The organism is Trueperella bialowiezensis, from assembly GCF_900637955.1.
In the GTDB taxonomy this organism is placed as follows: domain Bacteria; phylum Actinomycetota; class Actinomycetes; order Actinomycetales; family Actinomycetaceae; genus Trueperella; species Trueperella bialowiezensis.
In genome coordinates this window covers 841,464-865,543 of the sequence record NZ_LR134476.1, presented here as the reverse complement: position 1 = coordinate 865,543, position 24,080 = coordinate 841,464, and the positions used below count along the sequence as shown (strand labels likewise).

23 protein-coding genes and 1 tRNA gene are annotated in these 24,080 nt (G+C 61.2%); 15 read left to right on the top strand and 9 right to left on the bottom strand.

The window, feature by feature from the left end:
* Positions 1–17: 17 nt before the first annotated feature.
* Positions 18–689 (bottom strand): uracil-DNA glycosylase, encoded by a 672-nt coding sequence (locus tag EL234_RS03995; RefSeq protein WP_126416253.1) that lies wholly within the window; start codon positions 687–689, stop codon positions 18–20.
* 104 nt (positions 690–793) lie between these two features.
* Between EL234_RS03995 and EL234_RS03990 the strand changes: the two genes are divergently transcribed.
* The 3 genes from EL234_RS03990 (at position 794) to groL (ending at position 3,836) form a co-directional block, all read left to right on the top strand.
* Complete coding sequence (locus EL234_RS03990) at positions 794–1,090, top strand: DUF3263 domain-containing protein (protein WP_126416252.1); 297 nt, start codon at positions 794–796, stop codon at positions 1,088–1,090.
* 195 nt (positions 1,091–1,285) lie between these two features.
* Complete coding sequence (locus EL234_RS03985; RefSeq protein WP_126416251.1) at positions 1,286–1,939, top strand: LytR C-terminal domain-containing protein; 654 nt, start codon at positions 1,286–1,288, stop codon at positions 1,937–1,939.
* Positions 1,940–2,210: 271 nt separating this feature from the next.
* Positions 2,211–3,836 (top strand): chaperonin GroEL, encoded by a 1,626-nt coding sequence (groL, locus tag EL234_RS03980; protein WP_126416250.1) that lies wholly within the window; start codon positions 2,211–2,213, stop codon positions 3,834–3,836.
* A 188-nt stretch (positions 3,837–4,024) separates the two neighbouring features.
* Here groL and EL234_RS03975 read toward each other — a convergent pair whose 3' ends face one another.
* The gene (locus EL234_RS03975; RefSeq protein ID WP_126416249.1) at positions 4,025–5,134 is read right to left on the bottom strand and encodes an HD domain-containing protein; all 1,110 of its coding nucleotides are present in this window, start codon (positions 5,132–5,134) and stop codon (positions 4,025–4,027) included.
* 102 nt (positions 5,135–5,236) lie between these two features.
* On the opposite strand from EL234_RS03975, the gene EL234_RS03970 reads away from it, so the two are divergent.
* Positions 5,237–6,025, top strand: a complete 789-nt coding sequence (locus tag EL234_RS03970) for an SDR family NAD(P)-dependent oxidoreductase (protein WP_126416248.1) — start codon at positions 5,237–5,239, stop codon at positions 6,023–6,025.
* Entirely contained in the window at positions 6,022–6,729 is a 708-nt protein-coding gene (locus EL234_RS03965) for a lysophospholipid acyltransferase family protein (RefSeq protein ID WP_126416247.1), read from the top strand. The genes EL234_RS03970 and EL234_RS03965 overlap by 4 nt, the downstream gene beginning before the upstream one ends.
* Positions 6,730–6,776: 47 nt before the next feature.
* Here EL234_RS03965 and EL234_RS03960 read toward each other — a convergent pair whose 3' ends face one another.
* The 5 genes from EL234_RS03960 to EL234_RS03940 form a co-directional block, all read right to left on the bottom strand.
* Positions 6,777–8,276 (bottom strand): sensor histidine kinase, encoded by a 1,500-nt coding sequence (locus tag EL234_RS03960; RefSeq protein ID WP_126416246.1) that lies wholly within the window; start codon positions 8,274–8,276, stop codon positions 6,777–6,779.
* Positions 8,273–9,022 (bottom strand): response regulator transcription factor, encoded by a 750-nt coding sequence (locus tag EL234_RS03955; RefSeq protein WP_126416245.1) that lies wholly within the window; start codon positions 9,020–9,022, stop codon positions 8,273–8,275. Before EL234_RS03955 ends, EL234_RS03960 begins: the two co-directional genes overlap by 4 nt.
* 100 nt (positions 9,023–9,122) lie before the next feature.
* Positions 9,123–9,710: an NYN domain-containing protein gene (locus EL234_RS03950; protein WP_126416244.1), complete on the bottom strand. Its 588-nt coding sequence runs from the start codon at positions 9,708–9,710 to the stop codon at positions 9,123–9,125.
* A 111-nt stretch (positions 9,711–9,821) separates the two neighbouring features.
* Positions 9,822–10,577 carry a PspA/IM30 family protein gene (locus EL234_RS03945; protein WP_126416243.1) on the bottom strand — a complete coding sequence of 252 codons (756 nt, stop codon included), beginning with the start codon at positions 10,575–10,577 and terminating at the stop codon, positions 9,822–9,824.
* 53 nt (positions 10,578–10,630) lie between these two features.
* Positions 10,631–12,718 (bottom strand): TPM domain-containing protein, encoded by a 2,088-nt coding sequence (locus EL234_RS03940; RefSeq protein ID WP_126416242.1) that lies wholly within the window; start codon positions 12,716–12,718, stop codon positions 10,631–10,633.
* Positions 12,719–12,941: 223 nt separating this feature from the next.
* On the opposite strand from EL234_RS03940, the gene EL234_RS03935 reads away from it, so the two are divergent.
* The 4 genes from EL234_RS03935 to EL234_RS03920 all read left to right on the top strand — a co-directional run bounded on the left by EL234_RS03935 (position 12,942) and on the right by EL234_RS03920 (position 16,930).
* Positions 12,942–13,316 carry a cold-shock protein gene (locus EL234_RS03935; RefSeq protein WP_126416241.1) on the top strand — a complete coding sequence of 125 codons (375 nt, stop codon included), beginning with the start codon at positions 12,942–12,944 and terminating at the stop codon, positions 13,314–13,316.
* A complete protein-coding gene (locus tag EL234_RS03930; protein WP_241969088.1) occupies positions 13,309–14,100 on the top strand; it encodes a DUF3027 domain-containing protein in 792 nt (263 codons plus the stop codon). The genes EL234_RS03935 and EL234_RS03930 overlap by 8 nt, the downstream gene beginning before the upstream one ends.
* Before the next feature lie 8 nt (positions 14,101–14,108).
* A complete protein-coding gene (gene manA, locus EL234_RS03925) occupies positions 14,109–15,374 on the top strand; it encodes a mannose-6-phosphate isomerase, class I (protein ID WP_126416239.1) in 1,266 nt (421 codons plus the stop codon).
* A gap of 110 nt (positions 15,375–15,484) precedes the next feature.
* Entirely contained in the window at positions 15,485–16,930 is a 1,446-nt protein-coding gene (locus EL234_RS03920; protein WP_241969086.1) for an NCS2 family permease, read from the top strand.
* A gap of 155 nt (positions 16,931–17,085) precedes the next feature.
* Here the strand turns inward: EL234_RS03920 and serC are convergent, their stop codons facing one another.
* Positions 17,086–18,192: a phosphoserine transaminase gene (gene serC, locus EL234_RS03915; RefSeq protein ID WP_126416238.1), complete on the bottom strand. Its 1,107-nt coding sequence runs from the start codon at positions 18,190–18,192 to the stop codon at positions 17,086–17,088.
* A gap of 91 nt (positions 18,193–18,283) precedes the next feature.
* Between serC and EL234_RS09490 the strand changes: the two genes are divergently transcribed.
* The 6 genes from EL234_RS09490 to EL234_RS03885 all read left to right on the top strand — a co-directional run bounded on the left by EL234_RS09490 (position 18,284) and on the right by EL234_RS03885 (position 23,054).
* Positions 18,284–18,970, top strand: a complete 687-nt coding sequence (locus tag EL234_RS09490) for a metal-dependent transcriptional regulator (RefSeq protein ID WP_126416237.1) — start codon at positions 18,284–18,286, stop codon at positions 18,968–18,970.
* 127 nt (positions 18,971–19,097) lie between these two features.
* Positions 19,098–19,856, top strand: coding sequence for a C40 family peptidase (locus tag EL234_RS03905; protein ID WP_126416236.1), 759 nt, complete (start codon positions 19,098–19,100; stop codon positions 19,854–19,856).
* 112 nt (positions 19,857–19,968) lie between these two features.
* Positions 19,969–21,243 (top strand): peptidoglycan bridge formation glycyltransferase FemA/FemB family protein, encoded by a 1,275-nt coding sequence (locus EL234_RS03900; RefSeq protein WP_126416235.1) that lies wholly within the window; start codon positions 19,969–19,971, stop codon positions 21,241–21,243.
* Positions 21,244–21,338: 95 nt separating this feature from the next.
* On the top strand, positions 21,339–22,292 hold the full coding sequence (locus EL234_RS03895; protein WP_126416234.1) for a universal stress protein: 954 nt from the start codon (positions 21,339–21,341) through the stop codon (positions 22,290–22,292).
* Positions 22,293–22,490: 198 nt separating this feature from the next.
* Positions 22,491–22,563, top strand: a tRNA-Arg gene (locus tag EL234_RS03890).
* 194 nt (positions 22,564–22,757) lie between these two features.
* Positions 22,758–23,054, top strand: coding sequence for an addiction module antidote protein (locus tag EL234_RS03885; RefSeq protein ID WP_126416233.1), 297 nt, complete (start codon positions 22,758–22,760; stop codon positions 23,052–23,054).
* A gap of 48 nt (positions 23,055–23,102) precedes the next feature.
* Here EL234_RS03885 and EL234_RS03880 read toward each other — a convergent pair whose 3' ends face one another.
* A complete protein-coding gene (locus tag EL234_RS03880; RefSeq protein ID WP_126416232.1) occupies positions 23,103–24,059 on the bottom strand; it encodes an L-lactate dehydrogenase in 957 nt (318 codons plus the stop codon).
* Positions 24,060–24,080: the final 21 nt, after the last annotated feature.

The window sequence follows — 24,080 nt, the reverse complement described above, 5'->3', positions numbered from 1 at the left end:
TCGGCGGTAAGGTCGAGCTACGCCAGCGACCAGTCAATCGGCTCCGCGCCCTGCTCCACCAACAGCGCGTTCGTGCGCGAAAACGGCTTGGATCCGAAGAAGCCGCAGCTCGCCGACAACGGCGACGGATGCGCTGACTTAACCACCGGCGTTGTACCCAACAGCGGCTGCAACTCCTGCGCCATTCGCCCCCACAGGATCCCAACAAGCGGCTGGTCGCGGCACGCGAGCACTCGGATCGCGTGGTCGGTCACCTTCTCCCAACCTTTTCCGCGGTGGGATGCCGGTTTACCCGGCTGGACCGTCAGCACCCGGTTGAGCAGCATGACCCCGCGCTCAGACCACGCGGTCAGGTCACCGTGAGGCGCGGGCGGAATGCCGAGGTCGTCCTGAAGCTCCCGATAAATATTGCTCAGGGAACGCGGCAACGGACGCACCGACTCTTCCACCGAAAACGACAGCCCAATCGGATGGCCGGGAGTCGGGTAAGGATCTTGCCCGACGATCAGCACCCGCACCTCACTCAGCGGATAGGTGAACGCGCGGAGCACGTTCACCCCCGCAGGCAGGTATCCGCGCCCTGCCGCGTTTTCGGCGCGCAGGAAATCGCCCATCTCAGCGATGATGCCGGCTACCGGTTCCAGTGCCTCCGCCCATTCCGGGTCGATGATCGAATGCAAGTCGCTCATAGGGCTACGGTATCGTACTGGTCGGCACCGAGTGCTGTAGCGGCGACGGCGCTTAGCCACAGCGGCGATGAGCGCCTCGCCGCGTGGCGTTCTAGAGTAGGGGTATGAAGGTGAACGACGGCGAGCAGGCGGCGAGCGAAGAGTCTGGAGTTGAAGAACAGCTTTCGGCGGGCCTGTCTGAACTGGAGGCGTCTATCCTCGAGTTTGAACGCGGCTGGTGGAAATACGGCCAGACTCGTGACGCCGCAATCCGCAACCGTATGAACATGACCCCGATGCGCTATCACCTTATGCTCGCCCACATGCTGGATTCAGAACGGGTGTGGCACGCCGACCCTGCGCTTGTTGACCGGCTCCGCCGTCTGCGTGACGCACGACTAGCAGAGTGGCGCGGCGAGTAAAGCCGGCCAATTAGTGCAGAGCAAGTAGCGCCACCGGTAGGCTTACAATCCGGCTGGCAAGGATTGCAACCGCCTGGCAGGGATTGCAACCCGCACCCGAACACTGCCAGCCGGCGCCGTGCCGCCGGGCGTCACGTGGCAGAAAACGCGAAGTTGCGCACTTCCGTTGCCGATTATTCGCGGTAGGGTATACGTGTGGCTCAGAAATATCCGGAAGATGAATTCGATCGGCTAGCTGCGAAGCGTAAGACGGTCGGCGCACACCGCCGCCCGCATAAATCGCGAACGTGGCTGTGGACTCTGCTAGGCGTGCTCTTTGTGGCGGTATTGGTAGGTCTTCTCATCGGCAATGCCATGTCGGGGGATCGTGCGCCGAACGCTGAGCCGTCGGCGACCACGCAGGTTTCCCAAGAGCCAACCGACGGGCAGGCACCCGACGCCGAGCAGCCCACTGACGGAGAGGGCGCGGCAGGATCAGAGGGCGCCGATAGTACGCCGCCTGATGCCGGTGATGGCCAGCCTGATCCGAATACGCCACCGGAGGAAGAACCTGCCGAAGAGCCGGCGGCGCCGGACAAGAGCCACCAGATTCTCGTGTTGAACGGGCGTGGGGTAGCCGGTTTTGCCGCTGAGAATCAGGCCATTTTGGAAGGCGACGGCTACGGTAACGTCCATGTAGCCGACTATCGTGGAGGTGCCGAGCCCGCGCAGTCCACTATCTATTACAGCGACGACGCCTACGCCGGCACCGCCCAGGCGGCCGCTGCAGTGCTGGGCGTTGACGCCGTGCAACTCGATGCTGAGGTGACGGCCGCGTATGGCGCGCCGATCGTCGCCGTCATGCGCTAGTTTCGCCTTGTCGCCGTCATGCGCTAGCGTCACGCCGGCAAAGTTGACACCCTCTCGCTCAACTTTTGGCCGATGGTGAAACTCAGCTAAACATTCCGCGGATAGATTTGCACTCTCAAGCCGAGAGTGCCAGAATCTTTATTGGCACTCTTGCAGTGAGAGTGATAATTGTGCAGTCAATGAGGGGTGCACGTGGCCGAGACATGAGCGGTCACTGGTACGCCGTCCGTCGCGGGCATTGGCTGGAAACAGATGAAGGAATTAGGAACGCATGGCAAAGATCATTCACTTTGATGAAGAGGCTCGCCGCGGTATGGAGCGCGGGCTTGACGTCCTTGCGAACACCGTCAAGGTAACGCTTGGCCCCAAGGGTCGCAACGTGGTGCTCGACAAGCAGTGGGGCGCACCGTCAATCACCAACGACGGCGTCTCGATCGCCAAGGAAATCGAGCTCGAGGATCCGTTCGAGTCGATTGGTGCAGAGCTCGTCAAGGAAGTCGCGAAGAAGACCGACGACGTCGCTGGTGACGGCACCACCACCGCAACCGTTCTCGCTCAGGCGCTTGTGAAGGAAGGCCTACGCAACGTGGTTGCTGGTGCTAACCCGATCGCGCTGCGCCGTGGTATTGACGTGGCTGTGGACGCCGTCGTCAAGCAGCTTCTTGAGGACGCAAAGGAAGTTGAGACCACCGAAGAGATCGCCGCAACGGCCGCGATTTCGGCTGGCGACAAGGAGATCGGCGAGCTGATCGCCGAGGCTCTCGACAAGGTGGGCAAGGAAGGCGTTGTGACCGTTGAAGAGTCCAACACCTTCGGCACCGAGCTCGAGCTCACCGAGGGCATGTCCTTCGACAAGGGTTACCTCTCCCCGTACTTTGTGACCGACGCCGAGCGCCAGGAAGTCGTGCTCGAGGACGCGTACATCCTGTTCGTTGAGTCCAAGGTGTCGAACATGAAGGACCTGCTCCCGCTGCTGGAGAAGGTCATGCAGACGGGCAAGCCGCTCGTCATTATCGCCGAAGACGTGGAAGGCGAAGCGCTGGCCACCCTCGTGGTCAACAAGATTCGTGGCATCTTCAAGTCCGCAGCCGTCAAGGCACCGGGCTTTGGCGACCGACGCAAGGAAATGCTGCAGGACATGGCTGTTCTGACCGGCGGCCAGGTCATCTCCGAGACTGTTGGCCTCAAGCTGGAGAACGCCGACATTCCGATGCTCGGCCAGGCACGCAAGGTCGTCATGACCAAGGACTCCACCACCATCGTCGATGGCGCTGGTTCGAAGGAAGACATCGACGGCCGGGTTGCTGTTATCAAGACGCAGATCGAGAACTCCACCTCCGACTACGACCGCGAGAAGCTCCAGGAGCGCCTCGCCAAGCTCGCAGGTGGCGTGGCTGTTATCAAGTCGGGTGCTGCAACGGAGGTTGAGCTCAAGGAGCGCAAGCAGCGCATCGAAGACGCCGTGCTCAACGCGAAGGCTGCTGTTGAAGAGGGCATCGTTGCCGGTGGTGGCGTTGCACTCCTGCAGGCTGCTGACAAGGCGTTTGAGAACCTCGAACTCGAAGGTGACGAAGCAACCGGTGCGAACATTGTGCGTTACGCCGTTGAGGCTCCGCTCAAGCAGATCGCTGAGAACGCGGGTCTTGAAGGTGGAGTCGTGGCTGAGAAGGTCCGCGCACTCCCAGCAGGCGAAGGCCTTGACGCGCAGACCGGTGAGTACACCGATCTGCTCGCCGCTGGCATTGCCGATCCTGTGAAGGTGACGCGTTCGGCCCTGCAGAACGCTGCATCGATTGCTGGCCTGTTCCTGACCACCGAAGCGGTTGTGGCTAACAAGCCGGAACCGGCAGGTCAAGATGATGCCGCAGCTGCAGCAGCAGGCGGTGGCATGTACTAATGCGCGTGCTGGCGGATGATCCGCTAGCAACCGTAACAGAGGCGGGGAGCACCAAAAGGTGCTCCCCGCCTTTTTGAGTCGGTTCGGCGCCTTTTGTGTTGCTCCGACAGGAAACTTTTCACGCTATAGCGGCCGATCTTGGCATATACGAAGATCTCCGGCTAGGGCGGGAAAAGTTTCCCCAGATGTCAGGTGGAAGCGTTTTTCTCGGCCTCGTTGCGGGCACGCTCGGACTTTTCTCGCGCTAATTTAGCGATTTCGTCCCTGCGAGCCTGTTTTGCTTCTTCCGGGGTGAGCACCCGGTTCGGCGACCCCGGATCCATGTGCTCCGCCGGCTCCTCAAGCGACGACCTGCCGTAGGTGATCTGCGATGGTGCCGCCCCCGGCTCGGGTTCCCTGACTTCGGCAGTCACCGGACCAGAAGCCGCAGCGGCATCGTTCCTGGCATGCGCATCGTTGCCGGTCTGCCCGCCCGTATCACCCGCGCCACGGGTAGCGTCGCCCTCGCCCGGATCCCTTGCGCCCGCGCTCACATCGCCCGCGCTTGCTTCACGTGCCCCCTCGCCACCAGCATCGCCACCACCCGAAAGGTCTTCGAGCTCGGCGGTGAGCCGGGCTTTTTCGGATTCTAGATTTTGGCGGGCGGGCCCGTCCCAGTCGGCGGCAAGCGGAGTGGAAAATAGCGTGCGGCGCCCCAGTAGCCGCGAGACCACTTCGAGCCGTGCGCTCACAAATTTTTCGGGAGGTATGTGGGCGTATTCGGCGCGCACGCCGGCCATGTAGGAGCGGTATGCTTGCGGTTCGCTGGCGAGCACGCCGAGGTGGGCGTCGGCGAGCACGAGTAGGTCCATGTCGGCGGAGTCGAACTTGCCTGATTCGGGGGTGGGGAGTGGGTGGCGGCGCATGTCGAGGATCAGCGCGCACACGGCGTCGATCACCTCGGGCGGAATCCCGAGCCCGCGGTAGATGTCGGCGCTGACGCGTGCGGAGGCTTCGCGGTCTTCTCCTGCGTTGCGCCGATACCTGGTGAGCTCATCGGTGGAAAACACGCAGCCGTGTCCCCAGGCGGCGAGCCGTACTTCGTTGGCGTTTTGCGCTTCGGATGCGAGTTGGTCCACGCGGGTGAGCAGGTCGAACAGGTGGCGGGTGTCGTGGAAGTGGCGGCCGGGGGTGGACCACAGGTCAATGAAATCGAGGCAGGCGACGTCGAGTTCCGCGCGCGAGGCGCTGGCGCCCGCGTCTACTGCGGCCTGCGCGAACGATCGCGTGACCCACGAAGGAACATCAATTCGAGACATCTCACTCCAACATTTCGAGGACGACCGAGATTCTACCTACAATGGCATTATCTAGATACTAAGGCGTGCGGCCCGCACGCGTGGCAAATGAACGTAGGTACTATGGCTGATCACCCCTCACCGTTACACGGACGCGCACTTATTACAGGCGGGTCGTCTGGCCTTGGCCTTACTTTTGCTCGCCAGCTTGCAGACCGCGGCCTCGATCTGGTCCTCGTCGCTCGCAACGAGCAGCGCCTTGAGGAGGTGGCCACCGACTTGCGCGCCCGTGGCGTTGACGTCGAGGTGCTGGCAGCCGATTTGGGTGACGACGACGGCGTACGCAGCGTTGCGCAGCGGCTCGGTTCGCAGGAGTCTCCGATTAACGTTTTCGTCAATAATGCTGGTGCCGGACTCTACACGCGGATGGCAACCGCTGATCCGACCGCCTTGCTTGAAGGCACGCAGCTTATGGCGCGGGCGCCGATGGTGCTCGGCGGGGCGGCCGCGGCGGCGATGAAGGAGCGTGGCGCGGGCGTGATTATTAATACTTCCTCGATGGCGGGTGCTGCTCCGATGGGTGCCTATTCGGCGATTAAGGCTTTCGTGCGGGTGTGGTCTGATTCCCTGGCCATCGAGGTCGGCAAGTTCGGGGTTCACGTGGTCACGTTTATCCCGGGCTGGGTGCGCACCGAGTTCCACCAGCGTTCGGGGGTGTCGACGTCGTCGATCCCGAACTGGCTGTGGTTGGACGCCGAACGTGTGGTCGCCGAGTGCCTTTCCGACGTCGACGCCGGGAAAACCACGTCCACGCCGTCGAAGCGTTTCAAAGTGATTGGCTTTTTGGCGAAGCATGCGCCGGCGTCGCTGGTGAAGGTTGTGGTCAAGAAGCTGAATAAAGGGCGCCGATGACGAACCTGCAGCCGCTGGACGACTACCATTCCGAGTCAAAGAAGAACGTGCGCAGGAATGTGCGCAAGTTTTTGACGCGCCCGGTGATCAAGGCAGTGTTGAAAACGTCCGTGACAGGCCAGGAGAACGTGGAGGGTCTGACGGGCGCGTATATTGTGGTGTGTAATCATACGTCGCATCTTGATGCGCCGATGGTGTTCACGCTGCTGCCTGAGCACATGACGGAAAACTTGGCCACGGGTGCGGCCGCCGACTACTGGTATCGGCGCCCCGGAATCTCTAAGCTGACCTCGGTGTTCTTCAACACGTATCCGATCGAGCGCAAACACAAATCACGCGATCCGAATGCGGGCCGGGCGAAAGGCATGACGTCCCGCCTGCTCAAAGATGGCATTCCGATTCTTATTTTCCCGGAGGGCACCCGTTCGCGCACCGGCGAGATCGGGGAGTTCAAGGTGGGTGCGGCGGCGCTCGCGATCAAGTTCGATATTCCGATCGTGCCGCTGGCGATGCGTGGCGGGCACGAGGCGATGCCGGTGGGTGCGGTTTTGCCCACCCCGAACCGCCCACCCATCGACATGTACATTGGAAAGCCGATGAAGGCGCTGGAAGACGAGACCGCCGAGGATTTCATGGGGCGCGTACGCGACCACATTATTGCCATGCTCGACCAGGGTACCGCTCACCCGACTAACGGCGATTAGAACACCAAGACCCGCCAGCTGCCAAGACCCGCCAGCTGCCAAGCCGGCTAGTTTTTGCTTGCCTCCGGCTCGGCTTGTTCGGCGGGGAATTCTAGCCGTACGGTGAGCCCGCCGCCGGGTGTTTCGCGTACGTGCGCTTCGCCGTCGTGAATGTGCATGATGGCCGATACGATGGCGAGCCCGAGCCCGGAACCGCCGGAGACACGCGAGCGGGAGGCGTCCGTGCGGTAGAAACGTTCGAAGATCCGCTCAGAATCTTCGGGTGAAATGCCCGGCCCGTGGTCGCGTACTTCCACGATCCCGGCTCCGCCAGCTCCCGTCCCCACGGCTACCTCGAGTGGCGTGTTCTGAGGCGTATGGGTGAGCACGTTGGAGAGCAGGTTGGTGATGACTTGGGTGACTTTTTCTTGGTCGGCGATGACGACGACGGACTCCGGTTCTTCGCCGTCGAGCCCGATGACGCGGGCGGGCCAGTCCGGGGCGCGCACGTGGAAATCTTGCATGGTGTTGAACGCGGTGGCGGTGAGGTCCACGCGTTGCATGTTGATTTTGCGCCGTTCGTCGAGTCGGGCGAGCTGCAAAAGGTCGTCGACGAGGTGTGCCATGCGCTGGGATTCAGATTCGATGCGGGACATGGCGAGGTCAACGCCGTCGTCGGGTACGCCGCCGAGGCGGTACAGTTCGGCGTATCCGCGGATGGTGGCCAGTGGGGTGCGTAGTTCGTGTGAGGCGTCGGAGACGAATTGGCGCATTCGCTTTTCGGAGGCGGCTTGGGCTTCGAAGGATTCTTCGACGCGGGAGAGCATACGGTTGATGGACTGGCCGAGCAGGGCGACTTCGGAGCCGTCGGTGCCGGTGGGCACGCGTACGGATAGGTTGCGGGCGGCCACTTCGTGGGTGGCGCGTTCGATGTCACGCAGGCCGGTCAGTGATTGATCGACGATGAGGTAGGCGGTGAGCGCACCGAGCACGAGGGTAATGAGGACGAGCGTGACCAGTGCGCCAGCAAGGTTGCGCACGGTCTCTTCGATCTGTTCGAGCGGCAGTCCGATCACCACCGAGCCAACCGAGGTGAGGTTCGTGGGCGAATACGTGAGATCCGTGGTGATGATCCGCCACTCTTGTCCGTCCAGCGTGGACGGTACGGTGATGGGGCCCGACGTCGGGTGAGCGGCAAGCTGGCGCGGATTGGCTGGCGTGCCGTTCTTCTCTGCGATCACCGGGTTGACCACGGAAAATTCGGAGGCGGGCTCGCCTCGGTACGGATCGTCATAAGTGATGTAGAGGTAGAACTCGGATGGGAAAACTTGGGAACGTGAATCGTCGAGGAGTTGTTCAATCGTGACTGTGGCGATGGTCCGGCCGGACGAGCGCAGGCTGCGGTCGGTTTCCTCAATGAGCGAGGAGCGCAGTGTGACCGTGGCCAGCCAGGACACGACCACGAGCACCACTGCCATGAGCAACATGAATGCGAACACGATGCGCACGGATAGGGTGCGCCACGGTTTGGGCGCTGGCCGCGAATCTGCAAAGTGGTTGCGCGTCATTTCGGCCGCCGCAGCACGTAGCCGATGCCGCGCTTGGTGTGGATAAGCGGTTCGAGGGCTGCGGCCTCGTCCGGATCGGTGATGCCGAGCGCCTCTGCGCTGTCGATCTTGCGGCGCAGGTAGGAGATGTACGATTCGACGATCGACGCTTCGCCTTCCCAGTTGTAGTCCCACACGTGGTCAAGGATCTGGATTTTCGACACCACGCGTTCGGCGTTGATCAGCAGGTAGCGCAGGAGTTGGTATTCGGTGGGGGAGAGTTCGACGACGCGCCCGGCTCGGCGCACCTCGTACGAGTCTTCGTTGATCTCGAGGTCGTGATAGCGCAAGATTTCGGGTGCGTCGTCCTCCGGTTGGGTGCGGCGCAAGATCGCTCGGATGCGAGCCACGACTTCTTCGAGTGAGAACGGTTTGGTCACGTAGTCGTCGGCCCCGATTTGCAGGCCGTGTACCCGGTCGCGGACGTCGTCTTTCGCAGTAAGAAAGAGAACAGGCAGGTCCGGTTCGCGTTCGCGGAGCGCTTCGAGCACGGCGAAACCGTCCATGTCCGGAAGCATGATGTCGAGAACCACGAGGTCGGCTCCAAATTCGCGTTCGGTGCGCATCGCCTCCGCACCATCTTGGGCGGTGGCGACGTCGAAACCGGCGAATTTCAGCGACGCCGACAGCAGCTCACGGATCGTGGGCTCGTCGTCGACCACTAAAATCTTTGCTTCGGGCTTATCGTTATCTACCTGTGCGACCATATCTTCATCTTGCCGTAAAAAGTGCCGCCGCGATAGCCTACCGGCTCCGACCGGCGGCTTAGAGCCCGTAGCAGAAGGCCGGTAGCAGGAGGCCGGTGGCTTAGAGGTAGGGGAGCGGGTCGAACTCGTCGATCTCGATCGGATAGATCCGATTGAGCGTCTGGTTGAATGCGCCCACATCGTATTCGAGGTCGATGATCTGCAGACCGCGGTCTTCGAGTTCGGCGAGCTGGACGGAGAGGTATTCGCGGAAACACATGATCGCCACACGGTGTCCGGCGGCGAGCAGGTCGGAGACGTAGGGCAGGTAGTCGGCGTCGTGGGAAGCGATGATGATGTCAGCGCCGGGCCGATGCGTGCCGATCGCGGTGAGCGTTTTTTGGATGCCCGCGTCCACGATCTTAATGTTCGGATCGTCAGAGGTAAGAAGGATGGGCTGCCAACCGATCGCGAGGAGGGCTTGCACGAAAGTCATGGCAGTGCGCTGGCTGGCGTTCATGAAGAACAGGCCCACTGGCGCTGGCGTATCCTGCTGCGAATCGCTGCCGTCAGACGAATCGCCGCGTGCCCACGGGTTGTAGTTGAGTACGCGATCCCACCGCGGCCGCTCCTCCGGGTGCGGGGCACGTTTGAGGATGTTGACCCCCAGGGTCGCGTCAATATTTTCACCGTCAATAAGTAAATACATACCGAAAGCATATCGCGATTCGGACATAAAGCAGCCCCGCTTCAGAAAAGTCTTGAACTGCGAGACGTTTTGTTCCAAAAGCGGGGCGCTTGCGCTCAGATCGCGAGACGCTTAGTAGGAGGTGAACTCCTTGCCTTCGATCTCCTTCGGCTCGTCGCCAGCCTGCAAAGCTGCGAGGCGTGCCTCGACTTCGGCACTGTTCGTGGTCGACTCCAGTGCAGCAAACTGGTCTTCGAGCGACGACGCCGCCACCTCGGCCTTGCCAGCAGCGATAGCTTCTTGGCGGCGCACCTTGTCTTCGAAGCGCGACAGCTCGGAGGTCGGATCGAGGACGTTGATCGAGCCGATCGCGTCCTGGACCCGGTTTTGTGCTTCCGCGGTCTTTTGCCGGGCGACCAGGTGATCACGCTTGGTCTTGAGCTCTTCGAGCTTGTTGCGCATCGTGTTCAGGCCGTCCTTGAGCTTGTCAACGACCTCCTGCTGGGAAGTGATCATCGGCTCGGCGGTACGCGCTTCGCCCTCGTACTGGATCTGCCTCTCCAGGGCGACGCGGGCGAGGTTGTCAAACTTTTCGGCGCCCTTCTCATCGCCGGCCTCGCGCATCTGCTTGGCCTTGGTGACAGCGGCTTGGGCCTTCTGACCCCATTCGCGAGCCGAGCGGATGTCTTCGTTGTAGTCAGCTTCAGCAAGCCGAAGGTTGCCGACCGTGACCGCCACCGCGTCTTCGGCCTCGGCGATGGAGTTCGTGTAGTCGCGAACCATCTGATCGAGCATCTTTTGCGGGTCTTCCGCCCGGTCAAGAAGTGCGTTAATGTTGGCCCGCGCGAGCTGGGAAATCCGCCCGAGGATCGACTGCTTTTCTGCCATGAGTTGTGACCTTTCTGGGTTTTATAGTTGTTGTCTGGAATGCTTGTTGCCGGCTACCGGCCTCCGAAACTCTTGCTACCGCCGCCACCAAAGCTGCGGCTGCCGCCACCGCCACCGCCGAAGCTGCGGCTACCTCCCGAGCTGCCTCCGAAACCGCGGCTGCCACCGCCGCCGCCAAACGAACCGTCAAAGCCCGAGGAGCTCCGGCCAGACCTGCGCCGGCCGCGGTTGTTGATCTGAATGTTGCGAGGTTCGAAGACCTCCTCGAAAATACTCGAGATGATCGAACCCGATAGTGCCCCAGCGAACGCGTCGGCCGATGTTGAACGGCGCTGGTGCAGGTGCGGGTCGACGTCGTTGAGGATCGCCTGCTTCGTACGCTCGGCGGCGTTGCGCGCAGATTCAAACAGGCGAAGCTTTTCGCGAGGATCATCTTCCTGGCGTGCCCGGGTGAAATCATTTTCTGCGCGCGAGAGCTGGATGCGCGCTCCAATATTGACCACGTACCGGTAACGGGTAAGGGCCGCGTCGGCCTCCCGGATCGCGTGGGCTGCAAGCTCTTCAGCCTTGCTCACGTCAGAGTTCAACCTCTTGCGGACGTCCTCGGCTTTGCGCTGCGGTGCGAGCGCGAGGTCGAGTGCCGTTTCGGCGTCGTGAAGCTCTGCAGAAATAAGGTACGGATCAGCCATGCCGGTCACGGCGCGCCGTAGCACGTCCTCGGCACGGGAACGGTGAGGTTCGACGGCGGGGTCATTGGCTCCGAGCCGGGCGGCGTCTGCGACGTCGGCCTGCAACGATTCAATCTGCCGGGCCACTTCCTCCTGTTTAGCGGCGAGCGCCTGCGGAGCCTCAACAAGGGTATCGGTAAGCTGGGAGGCCTGGTTGAGCGTGCCCTCGGCCATCCGGACGTAGGGAACGGCACCGTTGCGGTCGCCTGCCCCGAGCTTGTCCCGAGCGGTCGCAATCGATTCCTTCGTAGCCGTCAAGAGGCGAGACACCTGCCCCGGATAAGTACGCAGGGTGCCAAGCGCCGATTCGGGGAAGTTCAACTCGAGATTGGCAAGCGTGCGTTCGCCAATCTCGAGGCGTTCGGCGATCTCATCGCAACGAATCGTGATCTCGCCGATGACCTCTTCCACCCGCGAGGCCAGTTCGCGCAGCTGCGAAAACTTCTTCGTGTGCTCAGTTAGCGCATGCCGGGCCTGCGTGACAAGCTCGTCGATCCGCCCGGCCAGTTGCATCTTTTCTTGCGCGCTTTCCGGATGCTCGTCATGAAGCACGCCGTGAATCTGGAAAGCCTCACTGATCGCCTCGCGGGCCGTAGCAAGCGTCTCTTGGAAATCCTGGGTGGCTTCCAACCCAAACTCGGCGCGGGCAAACTCGAGCTCTTCGGTGGCAGAACGCAGCTCGTCGTCGGTCTTGATGAGCGCTGCAGAAGCGCCTGACACGCGGTCGTCGGCATCCGATTCCTGATTGCTTTCGCGCCGGCGCTTACGTAGCACGGACACGCCAACAACTGCGCCGGTGGCTACGAACACGCCTCCACCAATCGCAAGCCACGGGATATCCGGCGGGCCGCCCACCACGGGCTTACCACCATCCGCGATTGAGGACACGTTCTGTGCGATCGCCAGAGTTCCACCGCTCCAATCGCCAGCGGCAAGCATGTCAAGGACCTCGTCGGTGAGCGCCTTGTCGATCGCCGCGTCAGTCACACCGGGTTCGGGGCCAGGCGCATACCAGCCGACCTCCTCATCGTCAATGCTGACAACAATCACGCCGGTCGTACGTGGAAAATTATTGAGATCGTGAGTATCCCACGCCCACTTTCGCCTGTTATGAGGGCCGGTATCAGTAACTATCGCGATCCGTAGCTCCCCGTTCGGAATCGCCTCCAAGACCGCCTCGATTTCGCCCGCGTTGTCGAGCACTCCGGCGTCGTCAGTCAGCAGCGAATCCAAGCGCATCGGATCCACGCTATCCCCGTTCGCGGTGTGCAACTCTGATGAGGCAACCGAAAGACCCGAAGCAGCCGAAAGGCTCGATCCAGCCGGGCTGGCGAGAGCCGCAGGAGCTAAGATGACCGGTGTGCACACGATCCCGAGCGTGAACAGGCTGGCTACAAACCGGTGCGATGTCACGTCGTCCTCCTCCTACGAACCACCCACAACGGCACGTGTGGCGCGCACCACCAAGATATCAGGTATGCAGGTGGCACGGCATAATTTCTGCGCGCTGGGCGTATCCCCTGAGATCGCAGGGCAACCGTGTGAGAAATGCTGTAAAGCACGCATGGTAGGCCGCGACGCTAAGAAAGTGCCATAATAGGGGAAAGTATTATCAACAGACGAAAGAGAGCGCTAGGTGCCTACAGGACGGGTAAAGTTCTTCGACGACAAGAAGGGCTTCGGATTCATTACAGGCGACGACGGGCAGGAAGTCTACCTGCCTGCTAGCGCCGTGCCGATCGGTGCCCGGCTTCGCTCTGGAACCCGCGTGGAATATGGCGTTGGAGAAACGCGCCGCGGGCCGGCAGCCTTGCAAGTGACGGTGCTGGAAAAGACGCCGTCGTTGGCAGCGGCGAACCGCCGTTCGCCAGAAGATATGGTGCCCATCATCGAAGATCTCATTAAGATTTTGGATTCCGCCTCAAATTCGCTTCGCCGCGGGCGTTACCCGGATGGCGGGCCGCGGATCGCACGAGCCTTGCGCACTCTCGCCGAGGATTTTGATGTCTAACCGTATTAACCCAAGCCACAACATCACAAAAGAAAAAACGCTCGTGGGCACTGTTGACGTGGCTCGCCAAGCGCTCGTTGAACTTACGCACGAATCGTCGATCGGTGAGCATGCGGGCGTCGTCTACGAAGCTGAGCGGGTGATCACTCACGCGTTCGTGTGCCAGCTGCCTGGATATCGCGGCTGGTTCTGGACTGTGACGCTATCGCGGGTTCCTCGCGGGCGCACCCCGAAAGTTGACGAGGTGACGCTCCTTCCCGGGCCCGACGCCCTGCTCGCCCCCGACTGGGTGCCGTGGGCGGATCGGCTGCGCCCCGACGACGTGTCCGGTACCGACCGGCTTCCCTACAATCCCGACGACGCGAACCTTCAACCCAATGACGACCCGGAAGAGTTGATGCCGGGTTTTTCAGAAACGGGGGCTGACGCCGATCAGCTCGCCGGCTATGACATGGGCTTGGGTAGGGCGCGTGTCCTATCGGACCAGGGCCGTAGCGCAGCTTTTCAACGCTGGTATGAAGGTCCGGGCGGACCAAAAAACAGGTCCACTCGCGCTGCGAAAGCCACCTGTTCGGCGTGTGGGTATCTCATGCACATGGGCGGGTCGGCCCGGCAACTCTTCGGCGTGTGTGCGAATGAATGGTCGGAATTTGACGGGCGCGTGGTCTCACTCGATCACGGCTGCGGCGCTCACTCGGAAACGGATGTGCGCGCCCCAGAAAAAATCTGGGACCAGTCCGAGCCGGTGGTTAACGACATCAGTATGGACGTCGTCGAAAGCTAACCGAAACAATGCACGTCATCCAAGGGCGCGTTAAGGACTACGACTGGGGAGCCGCCCACCTCATCCCGGGCACGTTCGGCAAACCCGCCGCCAGTTTCCCGGTTGCTGAACTGTGGCTCGGCGCCCATCCGGCAGGCCCGGCGCGTTGCGACGTCGACTCTCGTGCAATCGCGCTCAACGACGCCGATCTCGCTGCTGGCGAGGCAGGCAGGCACGCACGCGAGCGCGCGGCTAGCGACTTGCGAGGATATATTGCCGCGGACCCAGAAGGAACCCTGGGCGCCGACGTCGTTAATCACCACGGTGGCCAACTGCCCTATCTGCTCAAACTGATCGCCCCGGCCAAGCCGCTATCACTGCAAGTCCATCCGTCCCTGGAGCAGGCACGCATCGGGTTTGACCGGGAAGAAGCGGCAGGTATCGACGTCGACGCGGCCGAGCGGTCCTACAAGGACCGCAACCACAAACCAGAACTCGTCTATGCGATGACCCAATTCGAAGCGCTCGTCGGTTTCCGTACTCCGCGCCGGATCCTCGGCGTGCTGGAAGGGCTGAACACCGAGCTGACAGACGCGCTCGCGGCCTGCATTCGAGCCCAGCCTGATGCCCGTGGCGTACGCGACGCCTTTGCTTCCCTCCTCCAAGAAGACACGCGCCCCGACGCGCAGGCGGTTGCCGACGTCGTCGCCGCATGCCAGAACCGGCCCGCGGATGATTCTCCCTCGCCTCGTGCAGATGCGATCATCGCCAAACTCGCCGCAAACTATCCGGGTGATCCGGGAGCCGTGGCGTCGTTGCTACTCAATCCCGTCACGCTGCAACCGGGGGAAGCCATGTTCACCCCGGCCGGCACCGTCCATGCCTACACTTCCGGGCTTGGCCTGGAGATCATGGCCAATTCAGACAACGTGCTGCGCGCCGGACTCACAAGCAAATACGTCAACGTGCCAGAACTGCTTAACATTGTAGAAACCGTGGCCGCCCCACCGATCAGGATCGCCCCCGAACGCATCTCGCCCATCCAATCGACCCACTATGCGCCAGTCGACGACTTCGAACTGTCCATCATCGAACTGCGGCATGCCAACCGGACGGCGTCGATACGTGGAGCCGGGCCGCGAATCATCCTCGCTCTCGAAGGGGCATGTGAACTGTGGACTGAGTCCGGGCAGCAGCACGTTCTCAACACTGGCCAAGCAGTGTTCGTGCGGGCCGACGACGGCAAAGTCCGCGCCCGCGGGTTTGGCCGCTTCGTCCAAGCTGACGTGCCCTGATAATGAGCCGTCGACCACGAATCCCAAAAGGCGAGATGGGGGCGGCGTATTTTTGGTCGAATGGTGAGACAAAATTTGCTCCGGTTGTTCTCCTGTGTGAGACTCAAGAGGTGAATACACAACAGACATCCACACGCACGTCCACGCCCACCGGCTGGCTCGACCGCACGTTCCACATCACCGAACGTGGCTCAACCATCGGCCAAGAACTACGCGGCGGCCTCGTCACGTTCTTCTCCATGGTCTACATCCTCGTCCTCAACCCCCTCATCCTGTCTGGCCCGGATTCAACAGGCGCGTTCCTCGGCGGCGGCAACGAACCCAACGTGGCAGCCATCGCGGCCGGCACTGCTCTCGTGGCCGGCATCATGACGATCCTCATGGGCGCCGTGGCCAACTTCCCGCTCGCGCTCGCGGCCGGGCTCGGCCTGAACTCGATCATCGCCTACACGGTTGTCCAGTTGCCGGGGATGACGTGGGCCGACGGCATGGGCATCATCGTCATCGAAGGCATCGTCATCGTGCTGCTCGTGATCACGGGCCTGCGCGAAGCGATCTTCCGCGCCGTCCCCCAAGTGCTACGCACCGCCATCTCCGTAGGCATCGGCCTGTTCATTGCGCTGGTGGGCCTCGTCAACGCCGGCATCGTCTCCAGCGGTGAAGGCACCCCGCTCGTGTTCGGCGTTAACGGCTCGATTTCAACCTGGCCGCTCGTCGTGTTCATCTTCGGTCTGTTCCTCGCGATCGCGCTACTAGCTCGCAGGGTGAAGGGCGCAATCTTGTGGTCGATTGTTATCTCCACGGTGCTCGCCGTTGTCGTCGAAGCCGTCGGCAAGGTAGGCGGCTGGGGACTCACCGAACCTAAACTCACCGGATCACCCATCAACATCCCCGAGTTCTCCACGCTCGGCGAGTTCTCCATCGTCGGGCCCTTCCAGAAACTCGGCGTGCTCGCCGTCGCCGTACTCGCCTTTTCCGTCATGCTCGCCGACTTCTTCGACACGATGGGCACCATGGTGGCCGTTGCCTCCGAAGGTGACCTCCTCGACGACGACGGCAACCCGCCGCGCACCCAAGCAATCCTGCTCGTCGACTCTGTCGGCGCCATCGCAGGCGGTATGGGCGGCGTCTCATCCAACACGTCCTTCGTGGAATCCGCAACAGGCGTGGGTGAAGGCGCACGCACCGGCCTGTCCGCGATCTTCACCGGAATCCTATTCTTAGCCTCAACCTTCCTCGCGCCGCTGTTCGCCGTCGTGCCCTCGCAGGCTGCGGCGCCTGCGCTCGTCGTCGTCGGATTCATGATGATGCAACAAGTGGTGGACATCGACTGGGAAGACCTCTCCGTGGCTATCCCGGCTTTCATCACGATCATCTTCATGCCCTTCGGTTACTCAATCACCGTAGGTATTGGTGTGGGCTTCATTGCCTACGCGTTCATGCAAACCGTGATCGGCAAAGCCAAGAACGTGCACCCACTCATGTGGATCACCGCCGGGCTATTCGTCATCTACTTCCTCATGGATCCCATCACGCGGGCGCTAGGAATCGCCTAGGAATCCTGCTTGCACGCCGCCCATACCGCGCCAGAATTGCTATATAAGCAGAAATGGCGGGGTTGGGCGGCGTCGAGTCCGGCAGAACTGCTATATAAGGAGAAACGGGGAGGTTTAGCGCCCTCGAGGCGCCCTCGAGCCCGGCTCCTGGGGCGTTAACGTGCGGCTATGACGTGGTCGATCGCGGCCAGGAGTGCGCGCACGTCCTCCGTGTCGATCGCGGGGAACGTGGCGATCCGCAACTGGTTACGCCCGAGCGACCGGTAGGGTTCGATGTCCACGATCCCGCGTGCCCGTAGTGCTTTGGCGATACCGGCGGCATCGACGTCGTCGGTGAAATCAATCGTGCACACCACCGGCGAACGGAACTCGGGCGCAATAAACGGGCTGGCAAACTCGCGCTGCTCTGCCAACTGGTAGACCGCATCCGAGCTGGCGCGCGAGCGGGCTTCCATAGCATCGAGCCCGCCGCTGTCTAGCATCCACGAAACCTGGTTATCCAACATGAGGAGCGTGGCGATCGCTGGAGTGTTGAGCGTTTGCGACTTGCGCGAGTTGTTGACCGCCAGTTGGAGATTAAGGAAATCGGGGATCCACCGCTCGGCCGCCAGCCGTTCAATACGCTCCAACGCTGCCGGAGATGCGAAGGCGAGCCAGAGTCCGCCGTCGGCCCCAAAACACTTTTGTGGCGAGAAGTAGTAGAAGTCGGCGGCAGACACGTCCGCGTTTACTCCGCCGGCAATCGACGTGCCGTCCACTACCGTCAGCGCCCCGTCGTCTCCATAGCGTACGAGCGGCACGGCCGCGCCCGTCGAGGTCTCGTTGTGTGCGTATATATAGGTGTCAATACCCGGCACGGTGGCGCACTCGATAACTTGCCCGGGCTCCACGCGGCGCATATCCGGGTCAGCAAGCCATGGGGCGCGCTCCACTGCACGAGCCGCTTTGCCCGAGAACTCACCGATCACAGCCGCCTGGGCGCGGTCCTCAATGAGCGCGAACGTGATCGCATCCCACAACGCGCTCGCCCCGCCATTGCCAAGCAACACTTCGTAGCCGTCAGGCAGGCGGAAAAGCTCGGCGAGCCCCGCTTGAATAGAGCCGACGACGTCACGCACGCCAGCCTGCCGATGCGAGGTGCCCATCGGCGGACTTTGAATCGCGGCGAGCTGCTGGCTGCGAACTTTCGACGGGCCAGAACCAAAACGGCCATCACGAGGAGCGGGGAACTGCTGGTCAAGATCGGAGTGTGTGTTCGTCATGCCCCCATCGTCTCAAATAGACCGCGGTCGTATCCATATGGTTCTCGCAACTCGGTTATTATTATCGAAATAGAGGGTGGAGGAGTTCAGCGTGAGTCAGTTAATCGATACTACTGAGATGTATCTCAAGACAATCTACGAGTTGTATGAGGAAGGCGTGCCGGCATTGCGGGCGCGTATTGTGGAGCGGCTCGGCCAGTCGGGGCCGACCGTGTCGGAAACAGTCGGCCGGTTGGAGCGCGACGGCCTTGTGACCATGGCACCAAACCGCCAGATTGTGTTGACTGAGACCGGGAAGAATGCGGCTATCCAGGTCATGCGTCGGCACCGTCTTGCGGAACGGCTGCTGTTCGACGTCATCAAACTAGATTGGGCTGCCGTTCACGAGGAGGCGTGCCGTTGGGAGCACGTGGTGTCCGACGTCGTCGCCGATAAGATCGCCGAACTGTTGGACAACCCGGAAACCGATCCGTTCGGCAACCCGATTCCGGCCGCCGACGCCACGGAGATCGCGACTGTGGCGCAAGCCGGCCTGGTGTCAGTGATGGATGTGAGCCGGGTAGGCGACGGCACTGAATACGAGATCATCCGTCTTGCGGAGATTGCGCAGTTACACGAAGACGTGCTCGCCATGCTGGATTATGAAGAACTGCGCCCCGGTGTTAATATCTCCGTGGACGCAATCGACGCCGATAGCGCTCTGGTGAGTCGCGAGGGGTACTCTGTACGCCTGTCAGCTGAAGTGGCACGCGGAATTTTCGTGAACGAATCACAGTGACGAACCCCATCGTTATCAAATCGTGACAAATTGTTATTCTTCCGTTACGATGAACCCTGTACGAAAAACGCACAGGAAACTGCGTGTCTAACAAGCAGGCAGTCAAGCATAACTACGGAGAATTTTTATGGCGGGACGTCACGAAATGGTCAAGCCTCGGGCGACCTTCTCGAAGCAGACCATGACGACAGCGGCCACCGCATCAGCAGCAGGTATGCTGGTGGGTCTGAGTGCGCCGATCGCGTTTGCCTCACCGGACAACGAAAGCATTGATTCCCGGAAAGCTGCTGCTGTGGCGCTTCAGACGCCCGCGGCTGAGTCGGCCGAGCCCACGTCGCTCGAGCTGAACACGGTATCGGGTGGCGAATGGGAAATGCAGCGCGTGGTTGTGGAAGCCGAAGCGGCTCCAGAACCCGTGGTGGAAGAGCAGGAAACCCAGGCTGATACCGGCTACGAGCAAACTGCATCCAACGACGCCGGCACTGCAACCAACGCGGAAGCCAGCTACACCGAAGAGGCCGAGCCTGCGCCCGTCTACTCGGGGTCGTCCAGCTCGGTAGCTAACACGGCAATGGCCTACATTGGTTCACCGTACCGCTGGGGTGGCACCACGCCGTCCGGCTGGGACTGCATCGGTTTCGTGCGCTACGTGTACGCCCAGCACGGCGTGCACATCGGCGGATACACCACTTCGGTGCTCTCGGTTGGCCGTCAGGTGCCGTACTCGCAGGCGCAGCCTGGCGACATCCTCTACTGGCCCGGCCACGTGGCGATTTCTGTAGGTGGCGGCCAGAATGTTGGCTCGTGGAATCCGAATATGGGCACGAGGATCGGCCCAGATTCATGGGGCGGAGGTACGCCTACCGTCATCCGAGTATTCGGCTAATCGCATAAACATAGCGGGAAGGGAGCGGGTTCTCACAGAATCGGCTCCCTTTCACTATTTCTTCAAGAAGCTCACGATAGGGTGGAGTGGCGAGATACGCAAGTGAGGGAAAATGCGATTTGTTCGGCTAGATGATGATTCCTATGCGCGCTTTGCAGCGCAGGTAGAACGGATGTCGTTCACTCAGCTTCCCGCCTATGTCACTACTCGGAGGCAAGACGGACTGCAGATTGAGCTAGTCGGGGTGGTTGACGGCGATCCGGAACAGATCGTAGCCGCGGGCGCCGTCGTCTTCCAACCGTGGAAGAAAGTGTTCCGGAAAGCTAACTTGATTTTCGGGCCGACTTTTACGACGTATTCGCAACAAGCTGAGCGATGCTTCTATGAGGGGCTACTCGATTTCCTTCGCCGCGATAAGCGGGTGGTTGAGGCACGTTTCGTCCCTCCGGTTGTCGCTGCCACGTACGACGACGTGACGCGTCAGGGCCCCACCGAGCACGGCCAGTTCGTGGCTGGCCTACTAGAGGAGCTGGGTGCCCACCGCCTCGACAAAGACTTCAACGATGCGAGCGACATCCAGATGAAGTTCGTCTACGTCAAAGACATCACCGGCATGGACTTCCCTGCGATTACCAAGAGCGTGTCGCAACAAGTGCGCACCGCGTTCAATAGGTGGGGAACCAACGGGGTGAGCGTCGAGTTCCTCACCCCGGATAAGATCGGCGTGCTCGAGGACGTGCTGCAGCATACCGCCGAGCGTACTGGACAGCCTCCCCCGTCAGCAGCCGAGATCGAGTACTATCGCCAGCTTGCGACGAACATGGGCGAAGACGCGGCGTTCTTTCCCGTCGCCGTGTTGAACGCGCCCGAATATTTGCGTCAGATTGCCACCGAACAAGACCAGATCCACCAGGACCTTGCCGATCTGAAATGTCGCGAAGAAGAACTTGTGGCCGAGGGCAAGCAGCTCAGTAAAAAGCAGCGCAACCGTGGCAAAGAAATGGAATCACGGCTAGAGGTGCTCGCCAAACGCGCGGCGGAAACCGAGCAAGTGCGTGCCGAACATGGCGACGAAGTCGTGTTAGCGGCGTCATTCTTTGTGGCTTCGCCAAACGAGCTGACCTACCTCGTCTCTGGCGCCTACGCCGAGTTCAACAGTTACTACGGGATTTACCTCATCCACCGAGCAATGTTCGAGTGGGCGGCCGAAAACGGGATTCGCTGGTACAACTTCTACGGGATGACCGGCGACTTTTCGGAGGATGCGTCGGATGCCGGCGTGGTCCATTTCAAACGCCAATTCGTGGGGGACGTGGAAGAATACGTGGGCACGTACGAAATTTCGCTCCCACCTTCGCTGGCACGCCTCGCCGCGGCAGTCGACTAGCCATCAGTCAACCAACGCCTCGGCGTGTGCCCCGGCTCGAAAAAAGCTGGTGCGCGCGAAGCCGTGTAGTGCGATAATAAAGCTGGGAGGTTGCAATGGCGCACGAAAATATTGTTGTAGTTGGAATTGATGGATCTGAGGCGGGGCAGACCGCCTTGCAGTGGGCGCATGCCCAAGCTCGAGCACGGCAGGCACGGCTGCACATCGTGTGCGGCTACGAATTGCCCTCGCAGTATATGACCCCGGAGTTTCAAGCCGGGCAGGGCAACACGAACCATCTGTTTGATTCGGCGAAGAAGATCGTTGACGACGCCGTGAAATCCTACGAAGGCCAAGGCGTGGAAGTGACCTCCGCGCTCGAATTTGGGGATCCTACCGAAGTGCTCGTGGAATTGTCGAAGCGTGCCGCGCTCATGGTGGTGGGCGGCCGGGCCCAGCACACGAACAGGCTCGCAGATCGGCTCCTTCGCACAGTGTCCTCTGCCGTACCGGCGAACGCATACTGCCCCACCGTCGTAGTACCGACGGGCAGCGCTGATGAGAACCTGCCGATCAAACGAGTTGTGGTAGGCGTGGATGGCTCACGGCACTCGAAGATGGCACTGCAACGCGCAGTGTGGGAGGCCGACCGTTGGGGTGCAAAGCTCAAAGTGATCACCGCCGTCAACCCTGCCGCAGCCGGCTGGGTGCCCGCGCACGCATTCCGCGAAGAGCACCTTCGGGACATGGAAGAATCCATGGCAAAAGCACTCGCTGAAGTTGACGAGGGCCGCAAGATCGACGTCGAGATCGTCGCCGTTGAAGGTAGCCCCGCACACATTCTCGCCACCGAATCCGAAGACGCCGACCTGATAGTCCTCGGCACTCGCGGACGCGGCGGCTTCACCGGATTGCTGCTCGGATCGACGTCGCAGACCCTCCTTGGATACTCCGCATGCCCCACAATGGTGGTGCCTAGGCGAGTGCGGATCGGTGATGACGTCGGCCCCGAGCCCGTGCAATTCGTAGACGAAGGCGAACCAGGTATCGTCGCCGACGGGGAGCAATAGCGCAAATTCTGCGAGTGCTGCCCTAATGTTGGTGAGCCACGGCAGCTGCCGGTGAGCCGAGAGTAGCTGCTAGTGAGCCGAGAGCAGCTTTCGGTCAGCCAGACTAAGTGGTCGGCTAACTGTGCTGTGCTTTTCGTAAGCGGGCAAGTATTAGGTATGATTTACAGGCTGGCTACCGCTATAGCTGGTAGCCTCCATGCCCTCGTAGCTCAGTGGATAGAGCACGGCTCTCCTAAAGCCGGTGTCGTAGGTTCGATTCCTATCGAGGGCACTTTTTGTTGGCGTGCCAGTGTCTATTGGCGCTTCCCGGGGTACACGTTCGCTTCCCGGGGTACCGAATCCGGCGATTTGTCTACCCCAGGAACGAAACAGGTACCCCGGGAACGGTTAGTGTCAGCGCTCGGGTATTGCCCAGCTGTATCCGGTGGGACACAATTGGGTGTGGACGTCAAAGGGGGAGGGAACATGGGCATAGAAGTCAGCACGTGGGATGCCAGTGACTATCTGGAAACGGATGAGGACATTGCCGCTTACCTGAATGCGGCACTTGAGGATGGCGACCCCGCTTTGCTGCAAGCAGCGCTCGGTGATGTCGCCAAGGCGCGAGGCATGACGCACATCGCGCGGGAAATTAATGTTGGTCGAGCTTCCCTTTATAAGTCACTGTCCGAAAACGGAAATCCGTCCTGGCAGACCATCACAAAGGTGCTCACGGCGCTCGGGTTGAAAATTGAAGTGAAAACTGTAGCACCTCATACGTAGAGCAAACTGGTTGAGCCCCGACAGTGGCGAGGGTCTTCCGCCTAGGGCTTAGAGGAGATGCTTCAGATCGTCGTATGTGGAGTGCACTTGGTCCGCACTGTACTCGAGCGCTGCCTTCTCGTGCTCGGACAGCGGCAGTTCAAGCTGACGGGTGGCTCCCGAAGCTCCCACCAAGGTGGGCACTGATATGCACGTGTCGGACATGCCGTGCCAGTTGTTGAGCTGGCGGCTCACGGGCAGAATGGCCTGCTCGTCGCGGAGGATCGTGCGCAAAATATGTGCGCCCACCACGCCGATCGCATAGTTCGTGGCCCCCTTTCCGGCGATCACTTCATAGGCGGCGTTGATGACCCGGTTGGCGATGTCTTCACGTTCGTCGAATCCGAGCTGGCCGGTCTGTGATTCCCACTCTTCGATCGGAACGCCGCCGATGGTGGCGGTGCTCCACAAGGGTGTTTCGGAATCGCCGTGTTCGCCGGCAACATAGGCGTGCACGTTCGACACCGAGACGCCCACCCGAGAAGCGACCAGCTGCCGCAGCCGCGCTGAGTCGAGCACGGTGCCCGAGCCGAATACCCGCTCGGGCGGGAGGCCGAGGATGTCGATGGCGGCCATCGTAGTAACGTCCACCGGGTTAGTAACCATGAGGAAAATGGCGTCGGGGGAGCGCTCTGCTAACGGCGGTAGCATCGTCGACATGAGCCGCACGGTTGATTGGGCGAGGTCGAGCCGGGTTTGGCCGGGTTTTTGTTTGGCTCCTGCGGTGATGACGATGACGTCGGAATTTTCTGTGACGGCGACGTCGGCAGTTCCTTGCACGATAGCTTCGGGCATGAATTGTCCGCCGTGCATGAGGTCGAGAGCTTCGGCTTTAACTTTTGCTTCGTTGATGTCTTGGAGGACGAGGTGGCGGGTGACCCCGCGAATGAGCGAGGCGTAGGCCAGTGATGAGCCCACTGCTCCCGCGCCGATGATTGATACTTTGGATCCTTCGCGAGCAATCATGTCTCCATTGTCTCACGCGAG